The organism is Pseudomonas sp. S07E 245, assembly GCF_019599025.1.
Lineage (GTDB): Bacteria > Pseudomonadota > Gammaproteobacteria > Pseudomonadales > Pseudomonadaceae > Aquipseudomonas > Aquipseudomonas shirazensis.
Window position 1 is genome coordinate 1514917 of record NZ_CP080625.1, and the last position, 13752, is coordinate 1528668.

General features: G+C 64.5%; 10 protein-coding genes. 4 read left to right on the forward strand and 6 right to left on the reverse strand.

All coding sequences use genetic code 11. From position 1 onward, the window contains the following. Window positions 1–9 precede the first annotated feature (9 nt). Window positions 10–1743, reverse strand: a complete 1734-nt coding sequence (locus K3F44_RS06855; RefSeq protein WP_220633624.1) for a prenyltransferase/squalene oxidase repeat-containing protein — start codon at window positions 1741–1743, stop codon at window positions 10–12. Further along, a complete protein-coding gene (locus tag K3F44_RS06860) occupies window positions 1740–2981 on the reverse strand; it encodes a phenylacetate--CoA ligase family protein (protein WP_259407037.1) in 1242 nt (413 codons plus the stop codon). Before K3F44_RS06860 ends, K3F44_RS06855 begins: the two co-directional genes overlap by 4 nt. Window positions 2982–3352: 371 nt before the next feature. Between K3F44_RS06860 and K3F44_RS06865 the strand changes: the two genes are divergently transcribed. Both K3F44_RS06865 and K3F44_RS06870 read left to right on the forward strand, forming a co-directional pair. Then, the gene (locus K3F44_RS06865; protein WP_220633626.1) at window positions 3353–4588 is read left to right on the forward strand and encodes a 3-deoxy-7-phosphoheptulonate synthase; all 1236 of its coding nucleotides are present in this window, start codon (window positions 3353–3355) and stop codon (window positions 4586–4588) included. Beyond that, entirely contained in the window at window positions 4579–5763 is a 1185-nt protein-coding gene (locus tag K3F44_RS06870) for an MFS transporter (protein WP_220633627.1), read from the forward strand. The genes K3F44_RS06865 and K3F44_RS06870 overlap by 10 nt, the downstream gene beginning before the upstream one ends. On the opposite strand, the gene K3F44_RS06875 is transcribed toward K3F44_RS06870, so the two are convergent. Together K3F44_RS06875 and K3F44_RS06880 are read right to left on the reverse strand one after the other, a co-directional pair. Next, complete coding sequence (locus tag K3F44_RS06875) at window positions 5754–6896, reverse strand: glycerate kinase (RefSeq protein WP_220633628.1); 1143 nt, start codon at window positions 6894–6896, stop codon at window positions 5754–5756. The two genes, K3F44_RS06870 and K3F44_RS06875, sit on opposite strands and share 10 nt — an antisense overlap. A gap of 114 nt (window positions 6897–7010) precedes the next feature. Next, complete coding sequence (locus K3F44_RS06880; RefSeq protein ID WP_220633629.1) at window positions 7011–8108, reverse strand: sugar diacid recognition domain-containing protein; 1098 nt, start codon at window positions 8106–8108, stop codon at window positions 7011–7013. Window positions 8109–8269: 161 nt separating this feature from the next. Between K3F44_RS06880 and K3F44_RS06885 the strand changes: the two genes are divergently transcribed. Further along, complete coding sequence (locus K3F44_RS06885) at window positions 8270–9598, forward strand: MFS transporter (protein WP_101319503.1); 1329 nt, start codon at window positions 8270–8272, stop codon at window positions 9596–9598. Window positions 9599–9637: 39 nt separating this feature from the next. Here K3F44_RS06885 and K3F44_RS06890 read toward each other — a convergent pair whose 3' ends face one another. Next, window positions 9638–10171 carry a cupin domain-containing protein gene (locus K3F44_RS06890; RefSeq protein WP_101323024.1) on the reverse strand — a complete coding sequence of 178 codons (534 nt, stop codon included), beginning with the start codon at window positions 10169–10171 and terminating at the stop codon, window positions 9638–9640. Window positions 10172–10329: 158 nt separating this feature from the next. Between K3F44_RS06890 and K3F44_RS06895 the strand changes: the two genes are divergently transcribed. Continuing rightward, the gene (locus K3F44_RS06895) at window positions 10330–12258 is read left to right on the forward strand and encodes a sigma-54-dependent Fis family transcriptional regulator (RefSeq protein ID WP_220633630.1); all 1929 of its coding nucleotides are present in this window, start codon (window positions 10330–10332) and stop codon (window positions 12256–12258) included. Window positions 12259–12312: 54 nt separating this feature from the next. Here K3F44_RS06895 and aldA read toward each other — a convergent pair whose 3' ends face one another. Further along, window positions 12313–13746 carry an aldehyde dehydrogenase gene (gene aldA / locus K3F44_RS06900; protein WP_220633631.1) on the reverse strand — a complete coding sequence of 478 codons (1434 nt, stop codon included), beginning with the start codon at window positions 13744–13746 and terminating at the stop codon, window positions 12313–12315. Between the last annotated feature and the right edge of the window lie 6 nt (window positions 13747–13752).

Here is a 13752-nt window from a genome sequence, read left to right on the forward strand (position 1 = left end):
TTGGTGTCCTTATGACAGTTGCAGGTTGGGCAAATGGCGGCGGCTGCCGTCGACGAATGCCTGCAGCAGACGGCCCAGGCAGGTCGACAGCGCATCACTGCCCTCCAGATACAGCGGCGACCAGGCAAAGCCTTGCGCGGTGCTGACCTTGTCGAGGAAGAAGCGCAGGTGAGCGATGTCCACCGGCAGCTCGAATGCCAGCGCCATGGCCACCGCCTGATAGGTGCTGAGCAGGTCGGGGATACGTTGACCGTGATTGGCGAAGCCACCCTGACGAACCTTGTGCGCCGCCAGCAGCACTGCCGCAGCCTGCTGCACGGGGTGGCCGAGATAGGCAAGGCAACTGAGCGCCTGCAAACCGGCGCGCAGCGATGACGCGCCCCGCGGATAGGCGCTGTAGGTCAGCCGCCCGCTGTCTTCATGCTGACAGGTGCCGACAAACCGCTGCAGGCCATCCAGCGCCACACCGCTGTTGTCTCCCAGCGACTGCAGGATGGCCACCGCAGCAGCGGTCGAGACCATGTCCGAGCCGCGGCCTTCCCAGAAGCCAAAGCCGCCGTCCGGATTTTGCAGCGAGGCCAGCCATTGGCCGATTGCCTGACGGGCCTGCGGCTGTTCGGCAAATGCCCCGGCAGCGAGCCCCCAGGCCGTGCAGCGCACCTCGGCACCGCGCCCGGGCATGTACATGATCCCGGCCTCGTTGGGCATCTGGCAGCCTTCGATCCAGCGCAACGCCGCAGCACGCTGGCCGCTGTCGAGGCTGCCGCCGAGGATCCCGGCGGCGCTGGTCAGAACATCCGCCGCCGTGCTCGCTTCGCGGTAGGTATAGCCGCCACCCGGTGTGGCCAGGCTGGCGATATAGTCAGCGACATCATCGGCCAGCCAGGCGACTGGCTGCCCGAGTGCCTTGAGTGAGCCCACCGCGCAGAACACCGCCCAGACATCCTCGCCGTCATATCCCTGCCAGCGGACAAAACCGCCTGCGCTGCTGCGGCGGGCAACGATCCAGTCGCTGCAACGCTGTGCGTCCAGTGGTAGTGCGTGCAACTCTGCCAGGCTTGCAGTGGCCCGGTAGGTTGCCCACAGGCACGCCGACTCGGCCGACTCGCTGAAGCGAAAGCCGCCGTCAGCCAGCTGCTGCGCCTGCAACCAGGCGATCAATCGCGTGCGGTCCCACGCAGGCGCCGGCAGCCCGGCTCGTTGCAGTGCGCGGGCGGCCATCACGCCATAGAAGCAGGCGCGGGTATCGGCGACATCGCGCTCGGCAAACTCAGCCGACCAGCTCAGGCCACCATTGGCGCATTGCAGACCCTCAAGCCAGCGGTACAGCGGTTCCCGCTGCTGGACCTCGCCGCGGCAGACTTCGAGCAAGGTGCGCAATGTGTAATGCGTGGCCCAGGCATCTGCCGTCTGGCCCGGGCACATGGCGTAGGCGTCGCCATCGAACAAGGTGTGCAGCCATGCGGCAGTGGCGTCTGTGTCGCTGACTGGCGCCGCCAGATCCTTGAGGGTTTCGGTGCAATAGAACGTGGCCCAGGCATCGGACGGCATACCCTTGCTCCAGGCATAGCCGCCATCACGGTTGCGCCGTGACTGGATATACGCCTGCAGCTGCGGCACATCGGCACTGCCCAGGCGCTCGACCCAGGCCAGGCTGCGGATCGCAGCATAGGTGCACCAGAGGTCAGCCTGATGATTGGCCAGGCCCTGCCCTTGCGGAAATTTCGGCAACACCGCGCTCATTGCGCACCGCCAACAAAGCGCAGATTGGTCTTTTTCCAGCTCTTTTGCGAAGCGCCGCTCTTGCTCAACACCGACAGGTTGTTGATGAACAGGATGCGACTCCAGCGCAGGCGCATGTGAGCTTGCGAATGGGCCTGCAAGCGCGCCTCGATCGCCGCCTCCTGACCAGTGTCCCAGAGCACATCGCGCTCCAGGATCAGCGCGGCGCTGTCCTTGTCGCGGTCGACTTCGATCATGTAGCCCGTGGCGTCGCAGTTGCCGTAAACGACTTCCTCGACGGCGCGAATATCCAACGCCACGCCGCCGACTACCACGGCATCGTTGTCGCGGCCATTGATCAGCAGGCTCGGGCTGAGCTGGCCGGCCTCGCAGGCGCCGCTGATGGTCACGCTGTCACCGGTATCCAGGCGCAGCAAGGGCCGCGCATACAGGTTCAGCGGCGTTACCACCAGACGCCCGCTGAGACCTTGCGCCAGCGGCACCAGTTGGCCGTCCTCCAGCAGCAGTTCGAAGTAGTTGGTGGTGCAGGCCAGACGCATCTGTTGATCTTCGCCAACTGTCGCCAGGGTGCCGGTCTCGGTACTGCCGTAACTGGCATCGAATACCTCGCACTGCCACCAGCGCGCCAGGCGCTGGCGGAATGGCTGGGTGTTGACCTCGCCCAGCAGCATGATCGTCTGCACCGACAGGGCGAAGCCGTCGAGCATCTCCCGCTGTTTAAGGTAGCGAGTCAGCTGGACCAGCACGCCAGGGGCAATGAACAGCACGCTCGGCTGGTAGGTGGCGAAGGTCTTGCACACCCGCTCCCAGTCGGTGATTCCGGTGGTAAACGGATACAGGCGCACGTGGGAGACGTCCAGGTAGTCGCAGACGTTGGCAATCAGGTCGCCGACCGGGACGATATCCGACGGCATAAGGTTGGCGACCCTGGAGCCTGGTCTGAGTACCGCGCGCCATTGGCTGGCGACGCTGATGGCATTCCAGATGATGTCTTGCTTCAGGCGCGGGGTTGGCGTCGGTTCGCCGGTGGTGCCGGTGGTAGCGTAATAGCGCGCTGCATCACTCAGGCCGACCGTGCAAAAATCCAGCGGAGTGGCCTTGAGGCTGGCCTTGGGCGTGACCGGCAACAGGGCGAAGGCTGCGCTGCTGAACGGGCCGATGTCCGCGTAATAGCGGCTGTTGCGAGCTCGTTCCCAGGCGGCCTGCAATTTGCCGGTGTAAAAATTCTGACAAGGCATATTTCTGCCGAATTGGCGAAGCTCGCCCTCGGCTGCCGCTACGACTGAATGGTCGTTTTCCTTGTGAACCAACATCGCCCCGCCCCTCTCGAATAAGTTGCGCCGAGAATTGGCGAGTGCAGACCTTGAGTAAAATACTTTTGGCGAACCGGCGGTGATAGGTCGCAAGTATTAATAGCCTTGGAAATACAACGATTTAGCCCATATCAAGGGCTGCCGCCTGCTCCCCGTCCCCGTACGCTCTGGGGCAACTGCGCATATCAGATTGAGACCTTTATTGTATTTCCCTCGAGCTGTCGTCGCTGCGCACTATCGCCGCTCCTTGCAGCAGGTGCAGGGCGAACGACGACACTCAGGGAGCGACACCGATCATGCTGACCCAAGCCGCCAACGTGCTCGACGGCCCACTGGCCTGGAGCCTCAATTCCTGGCGCGACCGCAGCGCTGCGCAGCAACCGCTGTATCACGACCAACCTGCCCTTGAGCAGGCGCTGGCGAGCTTGCGCCAGGCCCCCGCGCTGGTCAGTCGGCAGTCGATCAGCTTGCTTACGGGCTTGCTGGCCCAGGCCCAGCAGGGCCGTGCGTTTGTCTTGCAAGGCGGTGATTGCGCCGAAGACTTCACCCAGACCGATCAGGCCGCGCTGAATCGCTTTCTGCAGCTGATGCAGCAGATGAGCCAGCTGCTGACGCGGGGTGTACAGCGGCCAGTGATCAAGATCGGCCGCCTGGCCGGGCAATACGCCAAGCCACGTTCCAGTGATATCGAAACCCGCGATGGCCTGAGTTTGCCGGTGTATCGCGGCGATATCGTCAACCAGGCCGAGTTCCGCGCAGCAGCGCGGCGGGCAGATCCGCAGCGCTTGCTTGCAGCCTATGCTCACTCGGCCGCGACCTTGCGCGACATCCGCACCCTGCAGGGTTTCATGGACAGCGATGGCCTTTGCGATCAGGCGCTGTTCATCTCCCACGAAGCCTTGCTGCTGGAATACGAGCAGGCGTTGACCCGGCAACAGGACGATGGCTGCTGGTTCAACCAGTCCACCCACCTGCCGTGGATTGGCCTGCGCACCGCCCAGCCCGACGGCGCCCATGTCGAATACCTGCGTGGGGTGAGCAACCCGGTGGCGGTCAAGGTCGGCGCCGAAACTTCGGCCAGCGCACTGCTGCAGCTGATCGAACAGCTTAACCCGCACAACCAGCCGGGCCGGCTGACGCTGATCCACCGCATGGGGGCGGCGCTGCTGGAACAGCACCTCGGGCCGCTGATCGACGCAGTAGAGCACGCTGGCGCACGGGTGTTGTGGCTGTGCGACCCCATGCACGGCAATACCCGCACCCTGCCCTGCGGCACCAAGACCCGCGCCTTCGATGACATCCTGGCGGAAATAGAGACGGCCTTCGCCGTGCATGCCTGGCATGGCTCGGTCCTCGGCGGGCTGCACCTGGAACTCACCGCTGAAGCAGTGACCGAATGCCTCGGCGGCCCAGGCCAGCTGCAGCCGGAGGATCTGCACCGCTGCTATCTGAGCAAGGTGGATCCACGCCTGAATGGCGAACAGGCGTTGGCCTTGGCCCAGCACTTGAGCCGGATGCCGCCATGCCGTTAGCCATATACGTGTTTTCGCTGTGCACCTTTGCCTTCGGCTTGTCTGAGTTCGTGGTCGCCGGTCTGGTTTCGGCAATGGCGGGCGATCTGAGCAGTTCAGTCGCTGCAGTGGGCGCGGCGATTGCGGCGTACGCGTTGGGTGCCGCCATCGGCGCACCGTTGCTGACTGCGGCGCTGGCGAGCTGGCGTGACCGCTCGCTGATGCTGCTGACGGTAGCAGTGCTGGGGGTGGGAAGCCTGCTGCTGGCAAGCGTCGAGCAGGTGTTGACCTTGCACCTAGTGCGCTTTGGGATTGGCCTGGCCCACGGCGTGTTCATGGCGCTAGCGGCCAGTGTCGCAGTCAAGCTGGTAGCACCCGCACAGGCTGGGCGGGCATTGTCGGTGGTATGGATGGGTTTGACGGTGTCGTTGGCACTCGGGGTACCGCTGGGCACGCTGCTGGGCAGCTTCTGGTCGTGGCGGGTGATATTTGTCGCGCTGGCGCTGCTCGGTTGTTTGAGCTTGATCGGCTTGCTGCGCTGGATGCCGGTTCAGGTCGGTGCGGCGGATGCTCAGCCTGGCGCGGGGCTGAGCGGCCTGCGCGCCGTGCTACTGCGGCCGTTGTTGTCCGTTGCCGCGGTGTCCATGCTGGTCAGCGTCGCGGTGTTCAGCTTTTTCAGTTACGTGTCGCCGTACCTGCTGGAGGTGAGCCAGGCCGGGCCACGTTTGTTGAGTGCGGGCATGCTGCTGTTTGGCGCCTGCACGATTGCTGGCAATCTGGTTGGCGGATATGCCGGCGACCGCTTTGCGATAAACCGCTGCCTGTTGCTGGCCCTGCTCATGCTGGTGGTCACACTGATGCTGCTGTATGTGTTCAGGCAGTCGCCATGGGCCGTGCTCGGCCTGGTCGGGGTGCTGGGGGCAGTGTTCTTCGCCATCGTCACACTGTCCACGTTGCGCCTGCTCAACCTGGCCAAAAGCGTGGCGCCGCACGCCAGCGGCGTGGCCTCTGGGTTGAACATTGCTGCGTTCAACCTCGGCACAGCGCTCGGCGGCGGGCTTGGTGGCCTTTTGATCGGTCAGCTCGGCCTGGCGTGGTTGCCGCTGGCAGGCGTTGGCGCCGGGCTGTTGGCAATTGCTGTGCTACTCAGCCAGACGCCTGCTGATGTGCCCTATGAAGCTGAAACTCAGCGCTGAGCCTTGGCGCACTGCCACAGCCGGGCAACATCGCTGGCGCGCGCCTGCAGCAGTGCCGGCGCTTCGCTGCACGCCTGAGCCAAGGTCATCGGCCCACTGGCCAGCGCAAACGCGGCATCGATGCCATGGGCGTACAGTTGCTGGTAACCCTCGCCCAGGGTGCCGGCCAGCACCACCACCGGCACACCATGACGTTTGGCAACCCTGGCCACGCCCATGGGCGTTTTGCCGCGCAAGGTCTGCGCGTCAAAGCGGCCTTCGCCGGTGATGACCAGATCGGCGCCCTGCACCAGTGCATCCAGCCCGGCCAGCTCGGCGACCACCTCCACTCCAGCGCGGAAACGCGCGTCCATGAATGCCTTGGCCGCAAAGCCCATGCCGCCGGCAGCGCCGCTACCGGGCGACTCCCTGAGGTCATTACCCAGCAGTTGCGCGCAATGGTCGGCAAAATGGCCAAGGGCGAGATCCAGCGCTGTCACCTGCTCAGGGCTGGCGCCTTTTTGCGGACCAAAAATCGCCGAGGCGCCATTCGGACCACACAGTGGGTTGTCGACGTCTGCAGCGACTTCGACCTGCACCTCAGCCAGGCGCGGATCAAGCTCACTGGCGTCGATCCGGGCCAGTTGCGCCAAGGCCAGGCCGCCTTCGGCCAGCGCCTGGCCATCGGCGTCGAGCAAACGCAAGCCAAGGGCGCGGAGCATGCCGCTGCCGCCGTCGTTGGTGGCACTGCCGCCAATCGCCAGGACGATGCGTTGGGCCCCCGCGGTCAATGCCGCGCCGATCAATTCGCCGGTGCCCCAGGTGCTGCTGCGACAGGCGTCGCGTTGCTCGCCGGCGACCAACTGCAAGCCGCTGGCTTCGGCCATTTCGATGATTGCCGTGTGGCTCTCGGCGAGCCAGCCCCAACTGGCCTCGACCGTCTGCCCCAGCGGCCCGCGCACCGCTTGCCGGCGCAGCTCACCGTGGCTGGCCGCGACAATCGCCTGCAGCGTGCCTTCGCCGCCATCGGCCATCGGACACTCGATCAGCTCGGCCTGTGCCCATACCTCGGCCACCCCGCGCGCAATGGCCTGGGCGACGGCAGCAGCGTCGAGACTGTCCTTGAACGAATCGGGGGCGATGACAATTTTCATGGGGATTCTCCTGATCCTGTTGCAGCGATGCTGACAGTTGCGTCATCCGCAGGCCTCGGTCAGATGCACAAAAGCCCGGCGCCGTTGTTTGGGCAAACGCCTTTGCCACTCAGCTCAGTCGGCGGGCAACAGCTGCAAGCCCAGATACAGGGTCAACATGCCGTCCAGCCGCTGTGGGTCGACTTCGCCCAGCTCGGCGATACGTTCCAGGCGATAGCGCAGGCTGTTGCGGTGGATGCCCAAGGCATCGGCACAGGCCTGGCTCTGGCCATCATGGCCGCACCAGGCGCGCAAGGTATTGAGCAACTGGCCGCTGGCGTCCTTGCTACGAATGCGCAGCAATGGCTCGAGCAATTCATCCAGCGCGTCGTCGTTGCGGTGACGCCACAGCAGTGCTGGCAAGCGGTAGCGGGTCAGGTTCAGCAAGCGCTCGGCAGGCAGCACTTCGCGCCCATAGGCAAGCAAATCACGCACCCGCCGGTAGCCGCGTCGCAATTGCTCAAGGCTTTGCGCTGGCGGGCCCACGGCCAGGCGCTGGACGTGCCAGCCATGGCGCTGCAGCCGTTCGAGCAGACGCTGTTCATCCAGCGCGACCGCTGCCGGCCGACACCACAACAGCGACTGACGGGCCGGGCTGACGCACCAGCCATCCGGGTAACGGCTCATCAGCCAGGTGGCCAAGGCTTCTGCAGGCGGTCCGGACTCCAGCTCGAACAGGCACGGCACCCGTGCCAATTGAGGCTTGAGGCCAAGTTGCTGGGCCTCGTCGAGCAAACGCGTCGAATCACCACTACTGCCCAGCAACAATGCCAGCAAGTCATCACAGCGCTGGCGTCGCCATTGTTGCTCGACTTGCAGGTGACGCTGGGCCAGGAGCATTTCGGCGGTCATCCGCACCAGCTCGCCGTAGGTGCGCAATTGCTGCGGATCACCGGTCAGGCCGAGCACGCCGATCAAGCGGCCATCGAGCATCAGCGGCAGGTTGACGCCGGGCTGCACGCCCTTGAGGCACTTGGCCGCGTCATTATCGAGCTCGACGATCCGGCCATTGGCCAATACCAACTGGGCACCTTCATGGCGGGTGTTGATGCGCTCTGCTTCACCGCTGCCGAGGATCAGGCCCTGGCTGTCCATGACGTTGACGTTGCACGGCAGGATGGCCATCGCCCGGTCGACGATATCCTGCGCCAGGTCATGGTCCAGTTCGAACATTCAACGGTCCTTGCAGTGATAGGATTTGGGCCGCAGCACAGCGGCCAGCGCTGACACCTGTGCATAAGCACAAAGACAGCCGCGCTGCGCTCGCCGAGACTCGTCAGGCGAGCGCCGAAACAGGCGACGCGGTAACAATCATAACAACAGAGATCCCGATCATGGCACACAGCTCTGCCCCTGACCAAGGCCACGATAGCACCCGCAATGCGCTGTACCGGCGCATCACACTGCGGCTGATTCCATTCATTTTCATCTGCTACCTGTTCAACTACCTCGACCGCGTCAACGTTGGTTTTGCCAAGCTGCAGATGCTCGATGCACTGAAGTTCAGCGAAACCGTCTATGGCCTCGGCGCCGGGATTTTCTTCATCGGCTACGTGCTCTGCGGCCTGCCCAGCAACCTGGCGCTGAACCGCTTCGGGCCACGGCGCTGGATCGCCTTGATGATGATCGCCTGGGGCAGCCTGTCGACCTGCTTGATGTTCGTCACCACGCCGACCGAGTTCTACGCCCTGCGCCTGCTCACCGGCGCCGCCGAAGCCGGCTTCTTCCCGGGCGTCGTGCTGTACCTCTCGCGCTGGTTCCCCGCGGATCGACGCGGGCGGATCATGGCCCTGTTCATGTCGGCGATTCCGGTCTCGGGGCTGCTTGGCGGGCCATTTTCGGGCTGGATTCTGCAGCACTTTGCCGCTGGCCAGCACGGTTTGGCCGGCTGGCAGTGGATGTTCCTGATCCAGGGCCTGCCGACGGTGGTGCTGGGCGTACTGGCGATCAAACTGCTCAGCGACGGTTACCAGAAAGCGCCGTGGCTCAGCCCGGCCGAGCGGCAGATCATCGAAACCGACCTTACCGCCGATGCAGCACGCAAGCCGGTCACCAGCGGTGACAGCGTGCTGTCGGTGCTGACCAATCCGCTGATCTGGACCTTTGGCTTCATCTACTTCTGCATCCAGAGCGGCGTGTACGCGATCAACTTCTGGCTGCCGTCGATCATCAAGAGCATGGGCTTTGACAACCCACTGCTGATTGGCTGGTTGAGCGCGATCCCGTACCTGTTGGCCGGCGTGTTCATGATTCTGGTAGGCCGTTCGGCTGACCTGCGCAACGAGCGCCGCTGGCACCTTGTGGTGCCGATGCTGATGGGCGCGATCGGCCTGCTGATCGCGGTCAACTTTGCCGGCCATCCGCCGATTGCCATTCTTGGTCTGTCGATCGCGACCATGGGCGCCCTCACCGGTTTGCCGATGTTCTGGCCGATGCCGACTGCCTTGCTCAGTGCTGCCACTGCGGTGGCTGGCCTGGCGATCATCAACTCGGTCGGGCAGATGGCGGGCTTCCTCAGCCCGTATCTGGTGGGCTTCATCAAGGATCAGACTGGTTCCACCGATGCTGCACTGTACTCGCTGGCCGGGCTGATCGTGATCGGCAGCCTGGTGGCCCTGCGCGTCACCCGTGCAGGCGCCTTGAGCAGCGCCCGCGCCGATTGAAACGGCTGACCGTTGCCGGGCCTGGCGCCCGGCAACACCTCACCGCCACAACTTTACTACCCCGCCCTCCTTGCCCAGCACCGGGTCCAGCTTCGGCAACGCCACCTTGGCAATCCGCGCCACCGCCTGCGCGTGGCCACGGGAACTGGGCCGTTCGACCTCGTAATCTTCCTGCCCCCGCGGGTAACCGCCAACTACCAGGAAGTCATCGCTGCAGGTGACGCAGCGGTGGCCAGTGCCGGCGGGCAGCACCAGCACGTCGCCCGCCTTGACGCTCAAGGTCTGCCCGGCGGTCCCACCCAGGGTCAGCCGCGCTTCACCCTGCGCTACGCCAAGCACCTCGTGGGCGTTGGGATGGAAGTGGTGATAGGGAAACACCCCATCTCGCCATAACGCAGGCCACCCGTGCACCTCGAACAGCGCCTCAAAGGCCGCCGCTCGGTCCGTGCCGTGCGGCCACTGCATCGCATAAAGCAACACCGGCAACACGCTGTTCGGCGTCGAGCCGTCGTCGGCGAAACGTAGCTGGCGCGGCTCAACCGGCCGCGGCGCGATAGATTGCTGCTGGTCCATGATCTGCCCCTCACAGGCTTGTATCCTGTTGAGAAGCTTGAATGCCGTCAGGCGTTCCATTTCAAGCAGGCGCTCACTGCCTCAGGCTTTTGCGCTATGGTTGCAGTCTGACCGGCACTTCGAACCGGCCCACGACAATAACAGCACGGGGAGCGCCCATGACCGCGCCTGCCACCGACACCCGCGCCAGGGAACTGGCTGCGTTTATCGACTGCCACTTCGCCGAGCGCGGCCTCGCGCCGGAAGCGGTGATCGCCGAATCGTGGTTTCGCAGCATCAATCAGCACCACCTCGACCCAGGCCTGCGCCATGTCGACAATATCCTCAGCGCCGCCGAGATTCGCCAGCATCAGGCTCAGCACGAGGCCTACCTGAGCATCGCCGGGCAAGGCGTCAACGGCCTGGCCCGAAGGGTGGTCGATGCTGGCTTCGCCGTGCTGCTCAGCGATGCAGACGGCATTACTCTGGATGCGCGCCTGCCAGCCGATCACGACCGTTATTCACGCGCAGGGCTGATTGTCGGCGCGCGCTGGGACGAATCGATCGCTGGCACCAATGGCATCGGCACCGCGCTGGCGTCGGGGCAGGCGCTGACCATCCACCGCCAGGAGCATTTTCTTGCGGCCAACGCCCGCCTGAGCTGCTCGGTGTCACCGATCTTCGATGCGCAGAATCAGTTGCTTGGCTGCCTCAACGCAACCTGCCTGTTCAACGATGGGCCAAAACAGGCGCAGCACCTGACCCTGCACCTGGTTACGCTGTACGCGCGGCTGATCGAGAACACCCATTTCCGCCAACGTTACCGCGACCGTCTGACCCTGGCCCTCAAGCCTCGCGACGACATCACCGATCTGGCCAATGAGCAGCTATTGGCGCTGGATGAAGGCGGCCGGGTGATCGGCGCCAACCGGGCTGCATTCATGGCCCAGCCTGGCGCCCTGCTGGGCTTGCGCATCGAGCAGTTGCTGCCCGCCACTATCGATGAGCTGCTGATGCTCACCCGTGGCGGCGCTTGCGGCACCCAACTGCGCGAGCCTGGCAGCGAGCTGATCATCGAAGTCGGTTTGCGTGTGCCGGCCGGTTACGGGCTGCGCGCCAAGCCTGTGGCGCCGGCCCCAACTACAGCCCGCCATCCGACACTTGAGCAACTTGCCGGCGGCGACAGCCAGTTGCAGCAAAGCGTGCAGCGTCTGCGCAAGGTGCTGGACAAGGACATCTGTATCCTCATCACCGGTGAAACCGGCACCGGCAAAGAGGCCTTTGCCCGCGCCGTGCACCAGGCCAGTCGCCGTGAGGCCGGGCCGTTCGTTGCACTCAATTGCGCGGCAATCCCCGAGTCGTTGATTGAAAGCGAGCTGTTTGGCTACCGCAGCGGCAGCTTCACCGGCGCCAATCGCAAAGGCATGAAGGGCAAGCTGGAACTGGCCAATGGCGGCACGCTGTTCCTCGATGAGATCGGCGACATGCCTGCACACCTGCAAACCCGCTTGCTGCGGGTGCTGGCCGAGCGTGAGCTGCAACCCCTGGGGGCCGAAGCGCCAGTGGCGTTGGATATTCAGGTGGTGTCGGCGACCCACCAGGATCTGGCCAGCATGATTGCTGACAAACGCTTCCGTGAAGACCTCTTTTACCGTTTGTGCGGCATGCGCATGAGCCTGCCGGCGCTACGCCAGCGCAGCGATCGCGCCGAGTTGATCGAGCACCTGCTGCGACGGCTGCCCGAAGCGCAAGGGCTGCAGCTGGACGCCGAGGCTCACCGCTGCCTGCTGGGCCACCCTTGGCCTGGCAACGTGCGCCAATTGCTGAACGCGCTGCGCTACGCAGCCGCGCTGGCGGAGAATGGGGTGATAAGCCTGAATTGTCTGCCGGAGGAGTTGCTGGCGAGTGCGCCGCGGACGCCGGTCCTTGCACAGCCACTGCGCCTGGAGGCGCAGGTCGAGGATGCCGAAGCCCGGCATTTGCTCGATGTACTGCGGCGCGAGCGTTGGAATATCAGCGCGGCAGCAGACGCGGCGGGAATCTCCCGATCGACTCTGTACCGCAAGATGAAACGACACGCAATCGTGCCGCCGAATCAGGCTGACTGAGCGCAGCACTGGCCGCTGCACGAGCGTGCCGGCCAGTGCTGCCCCCCATGTTACTCAGCCCTGGATATACACCACTTGCGTGCGCGTGTACTCATACAGCCCATGCTTGCCATCCGCCCCGCCCACCCCAGACTTGCGCGCTCCGGCGTGGAAACCCTGCATGGCCTCGAAGTTCTCGCGGTTGATGTAGGTTTCGCCAAAATCGATTTCGCGGCTGGCTTTGAGTGCGGCGTTCAGGTCGCGGGTATATAGCGACGAGGTCAGGCCATATTCGCTGTCGTTGGCCAAGGCAATCGCTTCATCCAGGTCGTCGATGATCTGGATCGGCAGGACCGGGCCGAAGATCTCCTTGCGCATGATCTCCATATCCGCCGAACAGCCGGCCAGCACCGTCGGTTGATAGTGGAAGCCCGCACCAAGATCAGCCACCTGCCCGCCGGTAATCACCTGAGCGCCCTGCCCGACTGCCGTGCGCACCATCTGCGCGACCTTGTCCAGCCCGGCCTGATTGATCAATGGGCCCATGTCCAGGTCAGCCTGCAGCGACGGGTCGCCATAGCGCGTGGCGGCCATCGTCTGCGCGACCTTGTCGATGAAGGCATCCGCCACCGCGCGCTGCACATACACCCGCTCGGCGCAGTTGCACACCTGCCCGGTGTTGATCACCCGCGAGGCGACGATCGCGCGCACGGCCAGGTCCAGGTCGGCGTCGGCCAGCACGATAGCGGGCGCCTTGCCGCCCAGTTCGAGGTTGAGCTTGGTGATGTTTGGCGCTGCCGCAGCCATGATCCGCGCCCCGGTGGCGACACTGCCAGTGAAGCTGACCAGGTCAATGCCGGCATGGCTGGTGAGGCTGTGGCCGACACTCGCACCTTTGCCGCCGACCACGTTGAACACCCCTGGCGGTAGATCGGTTTCGGCCACCAGCCGGGCAAACTCGTAGCAGTTGATCGGTGTCTCTTCGCTGGGTTTGATCACGATGGTGTTGCCGGTCAGCAGCGCCGGCGCCATCTTGCGCGCAATCAGGAAGAACGGGAAATTCCACGGCAGCACCCCCGCCACCACACCCAGGGGTTTGCGCAGCAGGAAGATGTGCTCGTTGGCGCGATCACTGCTCAGCACCTCGCCCTCCAGGCGGCGCGCCCATTCGGCCATGTAGTCGAGGTAATCGGCAGTGAAGTTGACCTCCACCAGGGCCAACGCCGGCACCTTGCCCTGCTCCTGGGTGATGATGCGCGCCAGGCGCTCGGCATTGGCCCGCACCTTGCTGGCAATCTGGCGCAAGTAACCGGCGCGCTCGATGGCAGGTTTTGCCGCCCAGCCTTTCTGCGCACGGCGCGCTGCGTCAATCGCGCGTTCGACCTGCTCAACGGGTGACTCCGGCACCGCCCCCAACAGCTCGCCGTTGGCCGGGTTGAACACCTCGATCAGTTGTTCGCTGGCTACAAAAGCGTTGTCGATATAGTTCTGGTACAGATTATCGGGCATCGTCAT

Coding starts and splice junctions, on each gene's coding strand:
- K3F44_RS06865 (WP_220633626.1), top strand. CDS start 3,353: ATGCTGACCCAAGCCGCCAACGTGCTCGACGGCCCACTGGCCTGGAGC.
- aldA (WP_220633631.1), bottom strand. CDS start 13,746: ATGCCCGATAATCTGTACCAGAACTATATCGACAACGCTTTTGTAGCC.
- K3F44_RS06870 (WP_220633627.1), top strand. CDS start 4,579: ATGCCGTTAGCCATATACGTGTTTTCGCTGTGCACCTTTGCCTTCGGC.
- K3F44_RS06880 (WP_220633629.1), bottom strand. CDS start 8,108: ATGTTCGAACTGGACCATGACCTGGCGCAGGATATCGTCGACCGGGCG.
- K3F44_RS06885 (WP_101319503.1), top strand. CDS start 8,270: ATGGCACACAGCTCTGCCCCTGACCAAGGCCACGATAGCACCCGCAAT.
- K3F44_RS06875 (WP_220633628.1), bottom strand. CDS start 6,896: ATGAAAATTGTCATCGCCCCCGATTCGTTCAAGGACAGTCTCGACGCT.
- K3F44_RS06890 (WP_101323024.1), bottom strand. CDS start 10,171: ATGGACCAGCAGCAATCTATCGCGCCGCGGCCGGTTGAGCCGCGCCAG.
- K3F44_RS06895 (WP_220633630.1), top strand. CDS start 10,330: ATGACCGCGCCTGCCACCGACACCCGCGCCAGGGAACTGGCTGCGTTT.
- K3F44_RS06855 (WP_220633624.1), bottom strand. CDS start 1,743: ATGAGCGCGGTGTTGCCGAAATTTCCGCAAGGGCAGGGCCTGGCCAAT.
- K3F44_RS06860 (WP_259407037.1), bottom strand. CDS start 2,981: ATGCCTTGTCAGAATTTTTACACCGGCAAATTGCAGGCCGCCTGGGAA.